The organism is Fluviicola taffensis DSM 16823, from assembly GCF_000194605.1.
Taxonomy (GTDB): Bacteria; Bacteroidota; Bacteroidia; order Flavobacteriales_D; family Crocinitomicaceae; genus Fluviicola; species Fluviicola taffensis.
The window spans coordinates 2,342,426-2,359,238 of the sequence record NC_015321.1 but is presented as its reverse complement, the minus strand read 5'-3'; the positions used below and the strand labels follow the sequence as shown (position 1 = coordinate 2,359,238).

The following is a 16,813-nucleotide window of genomic DNA, read 5'->3' as shown; positions in this document are numbered from 1 at the left end:
TGACATGAGTCTTGACAAACAAACAAAAACAATCGAAGTTTACGGAGCCCGAGAGCATAATTTAAAAGACGTACATTTAGAAATTCCACGGGACAAATTGGTTGTTTTTACCGGTTTAAGCGGAAGTGGAAAATCATCCTTGGCATTTGATACCATTTTTGCAGAAGGTCAGCGCCGATATATTGAAACATTCTCTTCTTACGCAAGGCAATTTTTGGGTGGAATGGAACGCCCAGATGTGGATAAAATCAATGGTCTAAGTCCCGTAATTTCGATCGAACAAAAAACAGTTTCTCGAAGCCCACGCTCTACCGTTGGCACCATTACAGAGATTTACGATTTCATGCGTTTGTTGTATGCCCGAATTGGAACTGCCTATTCGTATGAGACTGGCGAACGCATGGTGAAATATTCAGACGATCAGATTACTGATTTAATCATTGAGCAGTTTGAAGGAAAAAAAGTATTGATTCTTGCTCCAAAAATTAAAGGACGAAAAGGACACTACAGAGAGCTTTTCGAGCAAATTGGCAAAATGGGTTATTCCAAAGTTCGAATCGATGGCGAAATTCAAGAAATTGAAAAAGGAATGCGTTTGGATCGCTACAAAATTCACGATATCGAGATTGTTATTGATCGCATCCTAGTAAAAGCAGATGACCGAAAACGCATTTACGACGGCATTACTACAGCAATGAAACATGGCGGGAAAAGCATGATGATTCAAGATTTTGAAACGAATCAAGCCCGCCATTTTTCGCGGTTACTCATGTGCCCCACAACGGGAATTTCATACCCAGAACCAGAACCCAATTTATTCTCTTTCAATTCACCTTATGGAGCTTGTCCAACATGTGTTGGCTTGGGAGAAATATCAGAAATTGATCGCGAAAAAGTAATTCCTGACCCCAAATTAAGTATCAAAAAAGGCGGGCTGGCTCCCATTGGAGAATACAAGCGCAATTGGTTTTTTGAGCGCATTGAATCGTTCTTACAACAAGAAGGTTATACCATCAATACTCCCATTTCAGATCTTCCAGATGAGTTGATTCATGTCATTTTGAATGGAAATGAAGGATTAGAACAAAATGGCAAAGATTCGAACATTCAATTTGAAGGCCTAGGAAACTTCATGGCACGTCATGCGGAAGAAAGTACTGCTGGAATTCAACGCTGGGCACAAAGTTTCATGAATAAAATAACCTGCCCAGAATGTCATGGAGCACGCTTAAAAAAAGAAGCCCTTCATTTTAAAGTTGCTGAAAAAACCTTGGGGGAAGTAGCTACATTAGATATTCAGGAATTAGCCACTTGGCTCGAAAATATTGAAGATTCCTTGAACAAGGAGCAAAAGCTAATCGGAGTAGAGATTTTAAAAGAAATTCGTGCGCGCGTTCGGTTTATTTTAGAGGTTGGATTAGAATACTTAACCCTTCATCGCTCAGCTAGAAGTTTATCTGGTGGTGAAGCACAGCGTATCCGTTTGGCCACACAAATTGGATCAGAATTGATGAATGTACTCTATATTTTAGACGAACCAAGTATCGGTTTGCATCAACGAGACAATACCCGCTTAATTAATTCCTTGAAGCGATTGAGAGATGGTGGAAATTCAGTAATTGTGGTGGAACACGACCGTGAAATGATGGAAGCTGCAGATTTTGTGGTCGATATTGGTCCTGGAGCTGGAGTTCATGGTGGACAAATTATGAATGCTGCTCCATTCCATGAATTAATTTCGAAAGATTCTATTACAACAAAGTATCTAAGAGGTGAATTAGAAATAGAAATTCCAAAAAAACGCCGAAAAGGAAATGGCAAAAAATTGGTGCTAAAAGGCGCTACTGGAAATAACTTGCAAAACGTTGATTTAACGATTCCGTTGGGAACATTGACTTGTGTTACAGGCGTTTCCGGAAGTGGGAAATCGACTTTGATCAATCACACGCTCTACCCTATTCTGAACGCACACATTTACAATGGGGTGAAGAAACCAATGCCCTACAAAAAAATTGAAGGATTGGAACACTTGGATAAAGTGATTGAAATTGACCAAAGTCCGATCGGTAGAACTCCAAGAAGCAATCCTGCAACCTATACAAACGTATTCACTGAAATTCGCACCTTGTTTGCAGCACTTCCCGAAGCACAAATCCGCGGATACAAAGCTGGAAGATTCTCTTTCAATGTAGCTGGAGGGCGCTGTGATACATGTGGTGGTGGTGGATTGAAAGTCATTGAAATGAATTTCTTACCTGATGTGTATGTAGAATGTGAAACCTGCAATGGAAAACGCTACAACCGTGAAACTTTGGAGGTTCGTTTCAAAGGAAAATCCATCAATGATGTATTGGAAATGACCATTGAAGATGCAGTCGTTTTCTTCGAAAGCATTCCGAAAATTCACCGTGTTTTAGAAACGTTGAACTCTGTAGGTTTAGGTTATATCAAATTAGGACAACCTTCCACAACCGTTAGTGGTGGTGAAGCTCAACGCATTAAACTAGCGGGAGAACTCACCAAACGCGGAACAGGAAATACAATTTATATCTTGGACGAACCTAGTACAGGGTTGCATTTTGAAGATATTCGCATGTTAATTGAAGTGCTGCAACGATTGGTAGACGATGGAAATACTGTTTTAGTGATTGAACACAATTTAGATATTGTCAAAGTAGCAGACCACATTATTGACGTTGGTCCAGAAGGAGGTCGTGGAGGCGGAAAAATTCTTTGTACAGGAACTCCAGAGGAAATCATTAAAAAATACACAGAGATTTCACATACAGCAAACTATTTGAAGAAGGAAATCGATCACATGGAGAAATTAAGGAAAGATTTGAAAAAGAAATAAAGAAAAGGCGCTGGTAGCGCCTTTTTTCGTGCAGGTAAAATTTTAACCGCAAAGAAAGAAGGGCGCTAAGGATTAAAATACTCTCTATTCTTCTTTTCTTTTTCCCTTTGCGGTTCAATAAAAAAGCTCTCATTCTTTGATTCGCCGTTTTGATTCAAATTCGCTACTTTTACACCTTCAAAATCACTTAATAAAACGAAATGAAACAACTTCTTCTTACTCTTCTTTCCATCACCGCAATCGGATTCAGCCAGTTTGCACAAGACGGTGCAAAAAAACCTTCCGGGAACAACACTAACAAGATCAACGTTCACAGACCACATAAATCGCACAATTATGAGCGGAACGGATCTGCCTGGGCATTTATTGACTCAACGGAATACCAATATAATGTGCAGGGGCAGGTAACAAGCAGCATCAGCCAGACAAATGGAAATTATACCGAAAGGACCTTTCATAACTACGACTACCTGTTCCAGTTAACTAGTGAAACACGGGATATTTACGATCCTTTAGCCATTACATGGAAACCAGCTAATAAAGCACAAATTACCTATAATGATCATTTCGATGAAACACTGCATGAGCGATCGATTTACAATGCCGGAAACTGGGAAATCTATTATGGATACAAATATGTTTATCAATACAACTCTTCTAATCAAATTACAGAGAAAATTGAATTCGCATATATTGATAATGTAATCGAATATCGTGAAAACCAAAAGTTTTCTGATATCGTTTATGATAACAACAATAACATGACTCAACAAATCATTTCCAATTGGAGTGGGAGTCAATTTGTTTACTATAGAAAATTCATAAAAACATATAATCCGGACAATACGCTGGCAACATGTAACGTATTTCTTTGGAATAGCACTACCATGAATTGGGACGAAGAATATCGCGAAACATATTCATATGGTCTAAATGGAAGCAATACGAATGTCTGTGAATATTATATCTCGAATAATTATGAAATCAGCTTCAGACGCATCATTGAGTTTGATTCTTTTCAAAATCTAACTCTTGATGTCATTGAACCCTGGGACAATGTAACTAATAATTGGAGTTCGAATTTCTTGGATAAATTTGAAAATACCTATACATACGATCAAAACGATTATCTAACTCAACAAACCAATCTATATGCTACCGACAGTTCGTCTACGATCTTTCACACACGCAAGGATTATTTCGATTTTGAAACTTTTGATAGTCAATTGGGAATTGAATCTATTCCTGAAGGAATTATTAGTATTTATCCTAATCCTATGGAAACGGAATGCACTATTGATCTAAGTACACTAAATGGGGAAGTAACTTCGGTTCGTTTATTTGATATGTCTGGAAATCTCATCTCTGAACTTCCTCTATCTGCAAATCAAAAAATAAATTTTTCAAGCAATGATTTATCTAAAGGATTGTATTTTTTAGAAATCGAATCCACAAAAAGAAAAATACAATCAAAAATCATGGTGAAATAAGGGAATTCAAAAAATAAAACAAAAATGGGATGTCTAAAAGTAGACAGCCCATTTTGTTTTATCGAACGAAGGATTTATAGCTGATTACTACAACGGTTGAATTGTTTCAACAGCTTCACATAATGGCGTTACTTGCTCGATTGTCAGAGGCGTAACACGTTTGTCGTAGAAGCGGTATAGTTTTCCGTCTATCTCAACATACGATTCGAAATGCGCCATCTCTCTACCCATCATCTTTTCCATGTAAATTACTGAATGTGCTTTCGTCGAAACAAGCTTTTTGTCAGGATTTGAAGCGATTTCCGCTTTCAATTTCTCGAGCGTCATATCATATGCAGACTCTACAGAAATGACAAAATTGGCTCCAGAAATGTAATAGCTGTACGTTTCTTCGATCGCTTTTACTCCTACGGGTACAACCATCGTAGCGTTGATTTCAATAGCAGCAAGGCTAATGCGATCCTTTCCGGCAGGAACAGCCGTTGTTGAAGTTGTTGTTCCGCTCTGCGCAGAAACAAATGTGGTGCAACCAATCGTTGCAACGATTGCGAATGCAATTGCTTTGTTCATGATGTACTGATTTTGATGGTAAAGATAACTCTCCTGGTTTAATCCAGTATTAAGTCAAAAAACAATCCCATTTAAACTAATACTAAAAAGGCATTCGTCAGTTGACAAATGCCTTTTTAGTTTTCTTCAAAATTGGTAAAAGCATTAAATCTTCACGACCAGAAATTCTGTTCTACGATTCACGGAATGTTGTGCCTCCGTATATTTTGGTTGTTTTTTTGGTCCTTCACAACTACAACCATTCAATATTTTTGTTTCTCCGTATCCTTTTCCTGCAATGCGGTACGGATCTTTAATTTTTGATTTGATATAGTTTGCCGAAGCATCTGCCCGTTTCTGGGAAAGTTCCAAGTTCTTAAGTGCCGTTCCTCTACAATCCGTATGGGAACCAAGCTCAATCACCATCGTTGGAAATTCATTCATAATTGCCACAATCTTATCCAATTCCACTGCTGCATCTGGTCGAATATCGTATTTCGCCAAATCAAAGTAAATAGGTTTTAAATCAATTGCTTTCGCCAGATCGGTTCCTACTTCCATTTTTTCCAGCTTTAAGGAAAGGTCTTTCGCCACATCGTAAACCCCTGGAACCGTTAACTCTTTATTGTAAGTCGTTCCTTTCGGCAAATATCCCTTTTTCTCCAATCGGATGTTGTAGGAAACGCGGTCGTTTAACTTTTTGTCGTAAATCGGTCGTTTAATCTGACCATCCTTATTCGTATAGAAAACGCCTTCTTCCTTACCTGTCATATTATTTATGAGTGTCACTTTCACACTATCCAGAACAGTACTTGATTTCTTGTCTAGCACTTGCACCAAAAGCATGAAGCCTGGATCCTTCTCCAATACCAGTTCTGTATTGAGTGATTCTGGTGAGTCATCAGTTAGAACTGCTCTTCCTTGTGACTCGAAATAGTCTTTTTTCATTCCATCAAAATTGAAAACTCCTATTTCTGAACTTTCATAAATTGCTTCTGCATTCGCATCGGTAGTGAGTGTTGTCAATTCTTTTCCAGAAGTATCTTTTACTTTGATCAATACACCTGGCAGTTTATTTCCTTTCTCATCTTTGGCTAAAACATGAATATTACGTGCGAAAGCAAAGGGTTTCTCCATCGAAAAGGTATACAAATCATCATTTCCTTTTCCTCCTGCTCTGTTTGAAGAGATCATTCCGGTAAGTCCATCTTTGTTCATCCAAACCGAAAAATCATCCCCAGAAGAATTAAAAGGGGCCCCCACATTTCGGAGTTGTCTAAAATCATCGTCCTTGTACTGTCCTATAAATACATCCAATCCTCCGTATCCGGGATAACCTTCGGAACAGAAAAAGAAAACTCCTGATTCATGCAAGAAGGGAAACATCTCGTTACTACTGGTATTGATTGAAGCCATATTTTCTGGGATTGACCAATTTCCATCCTGCCAACGGGAACGGTAAATATCCACACCGCCTTTTCCTCCAGGCATATCTGAAGCAAAAAACAGCGTTTTTCCATCTGGAGAAAACGTTGCATGTCCCACGCTGTAATCGTTGCTATTAAATACGACCGGTTCAGGCTCAGACCAGGTTCCTCCTACTAGATTGGAAACATACAAAGCGAAATGGCGGGTTCCATCAATAGATTTATCCCCATAATTATTTCGGGTGATATACGCCTGTTTTCCATCTGGAGAAAATGCTACTGGACCTTCGTGGTATTTCTTGTTGACCTTTTTACTTGGAATCGGTTGGATATTTGTCACGTCATTATTCGACGGATTGATATCTGCCACATACAAATCCAGGAAAGACAAGTGGTTTCCGAGCCAGGTACGATTCACAGCTTCACTTTTTCTCCTGGAAGAAGTAAAAAGCAATTTCCCATTGTAGATTACTGGGCCAAAATCCGCCTGCTCAGTATTGAACGGAGCATTTTGGACTTTAATCGTAGCTGCCTGAGCGGAGTATTTTTCCAATGATTCGTTCAATAATTCAAAACGATCCATTTCACTATCTTTCGGATTCAATTGAGAATAGATCTTCAATTGTGCCTCTGCTTCCTTATATTTTTGACTCTTCATCAAGCTACGCGCATATTCCAGATGATCATTCGGAATACGATCTTGTCGCTTACAAAGCGTTGCGTAACAAGCTTCCGCATTCGGATAATTACCAATCATATCATACCCCACTGCCAATTTTCGAAGTACTCCAGCATCTTTATCTTTTACCTTTTCAAGGGAATTAACAGACGCATAGTAATCGTAATCGCTCAATTGAGTTGTTCCAATCACTTCATTTTTTTCCTGTGCTGATACCCAACTTATTAGTAAGCATGAAGCAGCAAATAGTATTGTTTTTTTCATTTTTAGAAATATCTAGGTGATTTAATTTTTCCATCATTATTAAAGAGTAAATCATATCGAAGCATTACTTCATGACTTCCTCCATTGAATTTTCCAGTTCGCACACCAGTTGACCAGTCAAACGAATAACCAAATAAGAGTTGTTTTGAAATATGGACACCCAATAATGCTCCTACTCCATCTCCAGTGCGATACATGACTCCAAGATCTATCAAATCTCTTAAGATAAACGTTCCCGTTACATCCAATTGGAAAGGAGCGTTTTGCACAATCTTACCAAGCACTGTAGGCTTAAATTTTACAGAAGGAGAAATCGTGAAAATAGCACCTGCGATGATGTAGTAATGTCTTCTCTCTTTAGAAATAGACATTGAATTGTTACTCCCAGTTGCAAAAAGATTATTCTCCAGAATGGAAGGAGCCGAAGCTCCTAAATAAAAATTAGGTAGTTGAAAGTAAATTCCTGCCCCAAGACTTGGAAGCATTTTTCCTCTCCTATTTTCCATAAATGCCGCATCCGTCGGATCTGCCAAGGTCAAAGAATTCACATTCGCTGAAAAGCTATTAAATCCACCATTGATCCCAAAACACAACCTTGCTTTGCTGGATAATTTCAACCTGTATGCAAAATCTACATCCACCGAAGTATTGTTTGTAGGTCCAATTTTATCATTTGTAAAACTCAAACCAAGACCAATATTTTTTTTGGCAATTGGTGTATGAACAGTAAATGTTTGTGTAGTTGGAGCTCCTTTAAAACCAACCCATTGGAATCTCCCCAATGCTGTGAAAGTTAGCGCATCTCTACTTCCTGCGTAGGCAGGATTTATGACTAATGTGTTATACATGTAATGTGTATATGCTGCTTCCTGTTGTGCATGTAATTGATTAAAACCTAAAACAATCAATGCTAGTAATATAAATCTCTTATTCATGGTTATCGTGTTAAATAGATGTAACCTTTGATTATTTTATCTGCGTTTAATTGAAGGATGTAGAAGTATGTGCCTTCTGGTAAAACATCTTTCCCAACTGCCATTTTACCCTGCATAGTCCCATCCCAATCATTATTGTAAGGACTTGCTTTATATACTTCAGCTCCCCATCGATTAAACACTTTAAAGGAATGATCTGGATAATTACTCAAATTAGGAATGATTAATACCTCGTTGGAGTTATCTCCATTTGGCGAGAATCCTTCTGGAACAACAACACTCTCAATTCCACCTGTACCTGAATCACATGCGGGAGAATTTGGAAGTGGATCACATGGATTAAGCGGATCAGAAGTTCCTGTTGCAACATACGATGTTGAAGGGTTATCAATTCCATAAACTTCTTCCCCATCCAATACTCCATCACCATCCGTGTCTGGATCATTTGGATTTGTTCCATTTGTAGCCTCATCATCATCTGATACTCCATCTCCATCTCCATCACAAGCAACACTTGTTGGTAGCGGATCGCATGGATCAAGAGGATTTGAAGTTCCTGTTGGTGTATAAGGTGTTGATGAATCATTAACTCCGTGAACTTCTTCTCCATCCAATACTCCATCTCCATCCGTATCCGGATTATTTGGATTTGTACCAGCTGTAGCTTCATCGCCATTTGTCAATCCATCGCCATCACTATCACAAGCAACGCTCATATTATTTGGGTCACATGGATCTAATGGATCTGATCCGTTAGTTACTTCATATCCATCTGTGTATCCATCACCATCGGTATCTGGATTTGTTGGATCTGTTCCATTCGTTGCTTCATCCCCATTATTCAATCCATCTCCATCTGTATCACAAGCTGGACTTGTATTAATTGGATCACATGGGTCAAGAGGGTCTGAAGTTCCTGTAGCAACATAAGGTGTTGACGGATCGTCTACTCCATTCACTTCTTCCCCATCTAAAACACCATCACCATCGGTATCTGGGTTATTTGGATCTGTTCCCGTATCTGTAACCTCTTCAAAATCTGTCAATCCATCACCATCCGTATCAACATTACAATCGATTAAAGTAACTGAAGTTGGTAAAGATGCTTGTGAAGAACACGTTCCATTTGAAACCGTAACCGTATACGTTCCAGTTAAATGAACCCAGATAGATTGCGTTGTTTCACCATTCGACCATAAGTAACTAGCAGCTGTTGAAGAAGTCAATTGAACAGAATCACCAGCACAAAAATTGGTTGGACCACCCGCAGTGATTGTTGGTGTTGGTGGCGTTGGATTTACTGTAACAGTAGTTGGTGTACTTGAAGCCGAACATCCTCCTGTTGTAATCGTTACTGAATAAGATCCTGAACTAGATACCGTAATTGCTTGCGTTGTTGAGCCATCCGACCAAAGGTAAGAACCTCCAGTTGACGAAGTCAATGTGACAGAACTTCCCAAACAGAAAGTAGTTGGTCCACTAGGAGTAATTATTGGTACAGCTGGAGAAGTACTAACCGTTACAACAGTTGCTGAACTTGTTGCGCTACAACCAGCAGATGTGACTGTAACCGTATAAGAACCTGAAGTTGAAACTGTAATAGATTGCGTTGTCTCTCCAGATGACCATAAATAACTTGTACCTGCAGATGCTGTCAAAGTAACTGATCCTCCCATACAAAATGAAGTTGGCCCCCCAGGTGTGATTGTTGCTACTGGAGCAGGATTAACAGTTATCATCGTTGGAGCACTCGTAGCAGTACAACTTCCTGAACCAACGCTCACAGTATACGAACCACTCGTAGAAACAGTGATGGAAGGAGTTATTTCTGTTGTTGACCAAGTATTTCCTGATGGAGCGGAAGATGTTAAAGTAACTGATCCTCCAGCGCAAAATGTTGTTGGGCCTCCAGGTGTAATTATTGGAACTGATGGTGGGGCATTTACCGTAACAATTGTTCCAACACTCGTTGAGCTGCATGTTCCATTAGAAACAGTTACAGAATATGTTCCTGAGGTTGAAACTGTGATTGCCTGTGTTGTTGCAGTTGTAGACCAAGTATTCCCAGTTGCTGATGATGAAGTGAGCGTTACCGAACCTCCTGTACAGAATGTTGTTGGTCCACTAGCCATAATAATTGGCATTGATGGAGCTGGATTTACAGTAATCACTGTTGCTAAAGATGTAGCTACACATCCTGATCCGTTTCCTACAGTTACTGTATACGAACCACCCGCAGAAACACTGATGGATTGAGTTGTTTCTCCCGTTGACCACAAATAAGTGGTTGCTGCTGAAGAGGTTAAAACAACTGAACCTCCCGAGCAAAATGTCGTAGCACCTCCAGGTGTGATTGTTGGGGTTGCTGGTGCACTTGGTCCACTAAGGGTTTGTGCCAAGATATTAGATGAACAACCTGATGCCAATACCAGTGAAATATTATAAGATCCTGAACCCAAATTTGGAATGGTCGCTGGAAGAGTTACTCCCATTTGACTTCCTGAAGAAGTACCCGTCCAAATTAAATTCCCCGTTGCAGAACCCGTTACTTGAATACTTCCATCAGTTGATGAACAAGTTGTTGGATTAGACACTGTTCCTAATGCGATTGTTGCACTCGGATTAATGACAACAGAAGTTGCGCTTGCTGTTGAACTACATCCATTGACAATTGTAGTCACAGAGTAAGATCCAGCATTCACTGCTTGTGCATTTGGAATAATTGGATTTTGATCTGTACTTGAAAAACTATTAGGTCCTGTCCAAGAATAAGTTGCTCCTGAAACAGTTGTTGCTGCTAAATTGATACTTCCATTCTGACAAACAGGTGAATTACTTGATGCTGTAGCTCCTGTTGGAATTGGATTTACAATCACATTCGTTGTTGATGAAGTAATCGAAGGGCATCCACTTACGGTAATTTGCAAGGAATAGGTTCCTGCATGAATACTATTTACTGATCCAATAGTTGGATTTTGAAGCGTAGAGCTAAACCCATTTGGTCCTGACCAAAGATAAGTTGCACCAATAATACCTGGTGTCGTTAGGTTGATTGAAGAACCATTACAAACAGGTGAATTACTTGACGCTGCTGGCGCTATAGGTGCTGGATTGATAGTTACAGATGTGCTACCTGCTGCTGAACTACATCCTGCAACAGAAACGGTCACATTGTAAGTTCCTGCACCTGCCGCAGTAATTGCTGAAATTGAAGGATTTTGCAAAGAACTCGTAAAGCTATTTGGTCCTGTCCATGAATAACTAGCATTCAAGACAGCAGATGTTGTTAAATTTAGAGTAGCTCCTTCACACAAAGGTCCATTACTCATGGCGCTTGGTGTTGAGATTGGAGTACTTTGATTGATTACAACTTGATCGGAAGACGAATGACAACCATCTGTATAAATAATCCAATTATAGGTGTTCGCACCCGTATTCAAACTAGAAACTGTTGCTGTTGCAGTATGAATGTTAGAGAATGAACCTGCTCCAGATGCTACTGTCCAATAACCTTGACCTGAAACCGGCACGTTTGCCGCCATTGTATAAGTTGTTCCACATCCACTTTGATCATTTCCAGCAGCTGCTGTTGTTGGAACCGTATTTTCTCTCCAATCAGGAAGACCATCATTATCTGAATCTTGTCTTGGAGCAGTTGTTCCTCCATTATTTGGGTCATACGCGTTATCTAACCCGTCATTATCCGTATCAATATTGAGAAGATTGAAATCTGCCACACAATTGTGATTGGCATCATTTCCTTCCAACTGATCGGAGAACCCATCATTGTCTGAATCTAAATCAATGTAATCTGGGCTATCCGCTCCATCTGTATTAACTGGAACAATCAATGTTCCTCCAGTACTTACATCGTATGCATTGTCTAATCCATCACCATCCGAGTCTGATCCTGTTGGTGGAATAAATCCAGCTGAAGTTTGATACTCATGCAAATCCAAAATTCCATCGTTATCGGAATCCTGATCTTTCCAATCTGGTTTTCCATCATTGTCAAAGTCTTGTGAAGAAGCTACTGGAGAACAGAATTTTATTTCACCAAGTCCATATCCCTGATTTCCAAGACCTGCATCTAGGTTATCATAAACAAATCGAACAGAATCGACTAGAACTGGAATATTCACGGTAATGGTTCCATTTAACTCGGTGTTATCCATAGCTACTAAACCAAGAAATCTATTACTTCCAGTAAAGGAGTTAAAATTTCCAGATCCAATCGTATAATCCGCAGCTGTCAATTGATATAATTGTCCAAAAGAATAGGCATTTACAGTAATCCGGTCTTGGAATTGACCTGCTGCAATGTCAATATCTTGAAGCTTGAACGATAGATTACTAACTGGTTGGCTAAAACGAAGTACTTGAACTGATTGATCGATTGCAGCAGTAACATCTTGTTCGGTGTAAACTTCCAAACCAGTTACTGCAGAATAATTTTCAGAGATGTTAAAATTTACGATTCCCGCACCTGTTGTATTTCTACTAATCATATTTGCCCAAACACCCGATATAGTTGGATAAAACAACGTTGGATCTGATTGAGCAGTTAGTGGTAAAGTAGATGTTGCAGTACAAGGCAACAATTCCGCATTATTTGCAACTCCATCTCCATCCCAATCAATATCTGATACATCTTGAATACCATCATTATCTGAATCGCTTAATGGAACAAAATAGTAAACTCTGATACGAACTGCATCAATGTATGAAATAACCGTTGGAAGTAACAACCCCGCAGCTCTTGATTCCGCAGCTATTGCAACACCAAAGCCATTGCTGCTAACCTCCATGCCATTCAGAGTTGTTCCCCATAAATCGGAATTGGTTCCGTAAGTAAATGCTGTTTCACTTGTTGGCCAATTGACACCTGTATTTGCATGATTCGTTCCTGTAATTTGATTGTTTTTTAACAACCGAATATCCAAATCGCGGGTCCAATTTGAACCAGAGTTATCTGAACTTAATTTTCTTACTTCCACTTGAACACCACAAATTTGTGCGTTTACCGGAATATTTAAGTTTAGATTCCTGAAGACCAAAAAATTGGAACTTCTAACGGTTCCTCCAATCAATAAGGCTGCATTGGTCATAGTGGCATAACTGTTATTATCAGTTAGTGCATTTCCAGGATTGTTCCAAGGGTCTGTTCCTCCAGCAGCATTATTCAAACTGACTTGGGCATTGATATAACCCGTATTGGATCCGGGACACTGCGCAAGAGATGCTACAACGAAAAGAGAGCTAAACAAGAAGGACATAAGAATCCTAGCTCGATTCGAGTAAATATTGGTCATATAAATAGTTTTTATCGACTTTTATTACTCGAATATATCATGTTGAACCAACGATGACACTCTTCGCAATGAATAGTCGTAATTAAGTTATTCAACGTTAAAATTAAATTTTAACATTTCCAAATTTTTAACAAAAAATTTTAATCATTTGGATGATTTTTGTTAAAATTTGAATAAAAGCAATCTATATTAACTACTAATTATCAGTTAATTAGAACTAAAACTATAATTTTCATTTTATTACATATAAAACTGAAATAATTTGCGGTGATTCAGGATTTTTTGCTTCTTCTATTGCTTTTAAACTTCGAAACGTTCATAATTAATATACCAGCAAATCGATCATTGGTATTAGTAAGTTATTTTTACAGAAATGCAGTTTTCTGCCTCAAAATAGACACATGAACGCACTACGCAAAGACTGGAACGAGATAAAAACAAACGATAGCTGGGCAATTTTTAAAATTATGTCTGAGTTTGTAGAGGGATACGAGCGAATGGCCAAAATTGGTCCGTGTATTTCGATTTTCGGTTCAGCTAGAACCAAGGATGAAAACAAATACTATCAATTAAGTGTAGAGATTGGTGAAAAATTGGCGAAATCAGGATATGGAATCATCACTGGTGGTGGTCCAGGAATTATGGAAGCTGGAAACAAAGGTGCACATCAAGCAGGGGGGAAATCTGTTGGATTAAATATCGACCTTCCTTTTGAACAATTTCACAATAAATATGTGGATCGAGGAAGCCTACTAAATTTTGATTATTTCTTCGTGCGAAAGGTTATTTTCGTGAAGTATTCGCAAGGATTTGTCGTCCTCCCTGGAGGGTTTGGAACAATGGATGAATTGTTTGAAGCAATCACTTTAATTCAAACTAAGAAAATCACCAAAAGACCTGTTGTATTGGTAGGTCGAGATTATTGGACTGGTTTGGTAGAATGGGTTCAAAAAGTGATGTTGGAAAAAGAGAACAATATCCATCCAGAAGACATGCGTTTCTTAACAATCGTTGATACGGCAGACGAAGCGGTGAAATACATCGAAGATTTCTACAAAACACACGATCTGAGTCCCAACTTTTAAGATCTATTTTAGTGAACCACATAGAAACATAGGTCACATAGTTTTTAATGTTTCTAAAAGACATTGAGGGAGAATGGCGTGATTAAAAACCGTCAACCCTATTCAACCAAGTTATTCCCTAGACAAACATAGACTACATAGCTTTATAAATCTGGAAAGAACATGACTAACATATCTTCTATATGTGCTATGTTTCTATGTGGTTTAGCTTAACGAACTAATAATCTTCTTCGCTGCTCCTTGATTTCGTGCAAAAATCTCTGCAAGTTTTTCATTGATTTGAGCTCTTTTTCCAAGTGCATCCTCCACTGCTTTTTCAAAACTGAAACTATCTTCGATTGTATAAGCCACACCGTGATCCAGGAACAATTGAGCTTCTGGAAAACGCGCGTATTTTGGTCCAAAAAAAATGGGAATCCCAAAAGCTCCGGGCTCTAAGATGTTATGTAATTTACCTGTAAATCCTCCTCCGATATATGCTAAATCAGCATAGTGATAAGCATTTGTTAATTGGCCAATCGTATCTAAAATGAGGATGTCTTTTCCCAAATTTTGGAAATTAGTATAGCGTTCCAAATCAAAATCAAACTCTGCGGAAATTTGCTCAATATGCTTTTCAGAGATATCATGTGGAGCAATAATTAGCTTATATTTCTTACGCATTTCAGACAATGCAGGAACTAAAATTTCTTCGTCAATGATCCAAGAACTCCCCAAAATCAAAACAGGCTTTGCTTCCACAAAAGAGCGGATGATTTCATTTTCTTGAATTTGATCCTTTACGGCTATCATTCTATCGTAGCGCGTATCACCAGTAACTGTAACTTGATTTATTCCAATACTATTCAATAAATCCTTGGAACGAATATCTTGGGCGTAAAAATGATCAAATAATCGCAGCGCTTTTCTGAAAAATCCACCATACCATTTAAAAAAACGATGACTTGGTCGAAACAAACTGCTAACTCCGTAGATTTTCGCACCATTTCTTCGCGCGCATTTCAGGTGATTGTACCAAAATTCATACTTCACAAAAAATACCATTCGGGGATTGAAATGAGCAATGAACTTTTCGGCTTTTACTTTTGTATCTAAAGGCAAATACATAGCTAAATCGACCTGATGATCACGCTTGTTGTAAAATTCTATTCCCGAAGGACTGAAAAAAGTGACCAACAAAAATGAATCGGAATGAGCTTCTTTGTAGGCATTCATTACAGGAAGTCCTTGATCAAATTCCCCTAAAGACGCACAGTGAAACCAAACAACTTCTTTCTCTTTGGGAATATTGTACGAATCAATCGAAACACGTCGTCCTAGAATCCATTTCTTCGCTTTTGGATGAAACCAAGATACGAGCCACATGACGGCATAAAAAAAACGAATCCCAAAACCGTAAAATATCCTCATTTAGTCGAAATAAAAATCTTTCGGTTTTCTTTTATAAACAGGAATGAACCAACCTACTTTAAAGCCGTATTGTAAATCTAACCGTTGCGCTTTAGAAACTGGAATATCGGGTTGATCAAAAAAGATTTCTCTTCGATTGTAAGTGAGTCCTTCTTGGATATAAAACCCTCCATAGAAATTCAAAAATCCTTGATTCGCCATAAAAGCATATCCAACAAACTGATGAAAATTAACACCCGTTGTATACCTGTCATATCCTTTTCTGTATTTTTTTTCGAGGGTTGGAATTACTTGATCCTGAGTTTCTACACGTGCCTTATATTGCATATAACCAACTCCGCCATGTATGTAAATTCCAGAATTCTTATTTGGACTTAAAACTGGAAAAACCTTGCCAACCATTGCATTTAAATTGAAACCGCGCATTGTCACTACTACAATAGCTACATCACCATTTACATCCGTAATTTGTCCGTATGAATCTGTTAGATGGGAAAACATATCTGGAATCTTTATCTGATTCCCAAACATAAAGTTTCCATCTAAGCCATAGACCCAATTTTTGGAAGTTTTATATCCAGCCATCGCGCCTAGGTGATTCACTAATCCAAAACGTTCTTTCAAATCTCCTCCAGGAGCATTTAATCCATAATGAACAGCAATCCAAGGTGTAGCAATGGCGCTATCACGAATGTTTCTCTGGCCAAATCCGAAGAAGCTGGAGAGTATGAAACAAAAAATTATTCCTGCGTTTCTCATCTTTTTTATGTCGTTCAAAAATAACGATTTATTAGAGCAATTCGTATTC

The 16,813-nt window shown here is 38.6% G+C and carries 9 protein-coding genes; 3 read left to right on the top strand and 6 right to left on the bottom strand.

Going from position 1 to position 16,813, the window contains the following annotated elements; all coding sequences use genetic code 11:
* Positions 1-4 precede the first annotated feature (4 nt).
* Positions 5-2,854 carry an excinuclease ABC subunit UvrA gene (gene uvrA, locus FLUTA_RS10255; protein ID WP_013686805.1) on the top strand — a complete coding sequence of 950 codons (2,850 nt, stop codon included), beginning with the start codon at positions 5-7 and terminating at the stop codon, positions 2,852-2,854.
* A 200-nt stretch (positions 2,855-3,054) separates the two neighbouring features.
* A complete protein-coding gene (locus tag FLUTA_RS10250) occupies positions 3,055-4,344 on the top strand; it encodes a T9SS type A sorting domain-containing protein (protein ID WP_013686804.1) in 1,290 nt (429 codons plus the stop codon).
* An 87-nt stretch (positions 4,345-4,431) separates the two neighbouring features.
* Here FLUTA_RS10250 and FLUTA_RS10245 read toward each other — a convergent pair whose 3' ends face one another.
* The 4 genes from FLUTA_RS10245 to FLUTA_RS20780 all read right to left on the bottom strand — a co-directional run bounded on the left by FLUTA_RS10245 (position 4,432) and on the right by FLUTA_RS20780 (position 13,510).
* The gene (locus FLUTA_RS10245) at positions 4,432-4,914 is read right to left on the bottom strand and encodes a hypothetical protein (RefSeq protein ID WP_013686803.1); all 483 of its coding nucleotides are present in this window, start codon (positions 4,912-4,914) and stop codon (positions 4,432-4,434) included.
* 144 nt (positions 4,915-5,058) lie between these two features.
* Positions 5,059-7,263 carry an OmpA family protein gene (locus FLUTA_RS10240; RefSeq protein ID WP_013686802.1) on the bottom strand — a complete coding sequence of 735 codons (2,205 nt, stop codon included), beginning with the start codon at positions 7,261-7,263 and terminating at the stop codon, positions 5,059-5,061.
* 2 nt (positions 7,264-7,265) lie between these two features.
* Positions 7,266-8,198 carry a PorP/SprF family type IX secretion system membrane protein gene (locus FLUTA_RS10235; RefSeq protein WP_013686801.1) on the bottom strand — a complete coding sequence of 311 codons (933 nt, stop codon included), beginning with the start codon at positions 8,196-8,198 and terminating at the stop codon, positions 7,266-7,268.
* 2 nt (positions 8,199-8,200) lie between these two features.
* Complete coding sequence (locus FLUTA_RS20780; protein WP_013686800.1) at positions 8,201-13,510, bottom strand: T9SS type B sorting domain-containing protein; 5,310 nt, start codon at positions 13,508-13,510, stop codon at positions 8,201-8,203.
* Positions 13,511-13,911: 401 nt separating this feature from the next.
* On the opposite strand from FLUTA_RS20780, the gene FLUTA_RS10225 reads away from it, so the two are divergent.
* Positions 13,912-14,595 carry an LOG family protein gene (locus FLUTA_RS10225; RefSeq protein ID WP_013686799.1) on the top strand — a complete coding sequence of 228 codons (684 nt, stop codon included), beginning with the start codon at positions 13,912-13,914 and terminating at the stop codon, positions 14,593-14,595.
* A gap of 204 nt (positions 14,596-14,799) precedes the next feature.
* Here FLUTA_RS10225 and FLUTA_RS10220 read toward each other — a convergent pair whose 3' ends face one another.
* Entirely contained in the window at positions 14,800-16,005 is a 1,206-nt protein-coding gene (locus tag FLUTA_RS10220) for a 3-deoxy-D-manno-octulosonic acid transferase (RefSeq protein WP_013686798.1), read from the bottom strand.
* A complete protein-coding gene (locus FLUTA_RS10215; protein ID WP_013686797.1) occupies positions 16,006-16,764 on the bottom strand; it encodes a hypothetical protein in 759 nt (252 codons plus the stop codon).
* Between the last annotated feature and the right edge of the window lie 49 nt (positions 16,765-16,813).

Bases quoted from the DNA above. Each gene is read 5' to 3' on its own strand.
- uvrA (WP_013686805.1), top strand. From the start codon at position 5: ATGAGTCTTGACAAACAAACAAAAACAATCGAAGTTTACGGAGCCCGA.
- FLUTA_RS10250 (WP_013686804.1), top strand. From the start codon at position 3,055: ATGAAACAACTTCTTCTTACTCTTCTTTCCATCACCGCAATCGGATTC.
- FLUTA_RS10245 (WP_013686803.1), bottom strand. From the start codon at position 4,914: ATGAACAAAGCAATTGCATTCGCAATCGTTGCAACGATTGGTTGCACC.
- FLUTA_RS10240 (WP_013686802.1), bottom strand. From the start codon at position 7,263: ATGAAAAAAACAATACTATTTGCTGCTTCATGCTTACTAATAAGTTGG.
- FLUTA_RS10235 (WP_013686801.1), bottom strand. From the start codon at position 8,198: ATGAATAAGAGATTTATATTACTAGCATTGATTGTTTTAGGTTTTAAT.
- FLUTA_RS20780 (WP_013686800.1), bottom strand. From the start codon at position 13,510: ATGACCAATATTTACTCGAATCGAGCTAGGATTCTTATGTCCTTCTTG.
- FLUTA_RS10225 (WP_013686799.1), top strand. From the start codon at position 13,912: ATGAACGCACTACGCAAAGACTGGAACGAGATAAAAACAAACGATAGC.
- FLUTA_RS10220 (WP_013686798.1), bottom strand. From the start codon at position 16,005: ATGAGGATATTTTACGGTTTTGGGATTCGTTTTTTTTATGCCGTCATG.
- FLUTA_RS10215 (WP_013686797.1), bottom strand. From the start codon at position 16,764: ATGAGAAACGCAGGAATAATTTTTTGTTTCATACTCTCCAGCTTCTTC.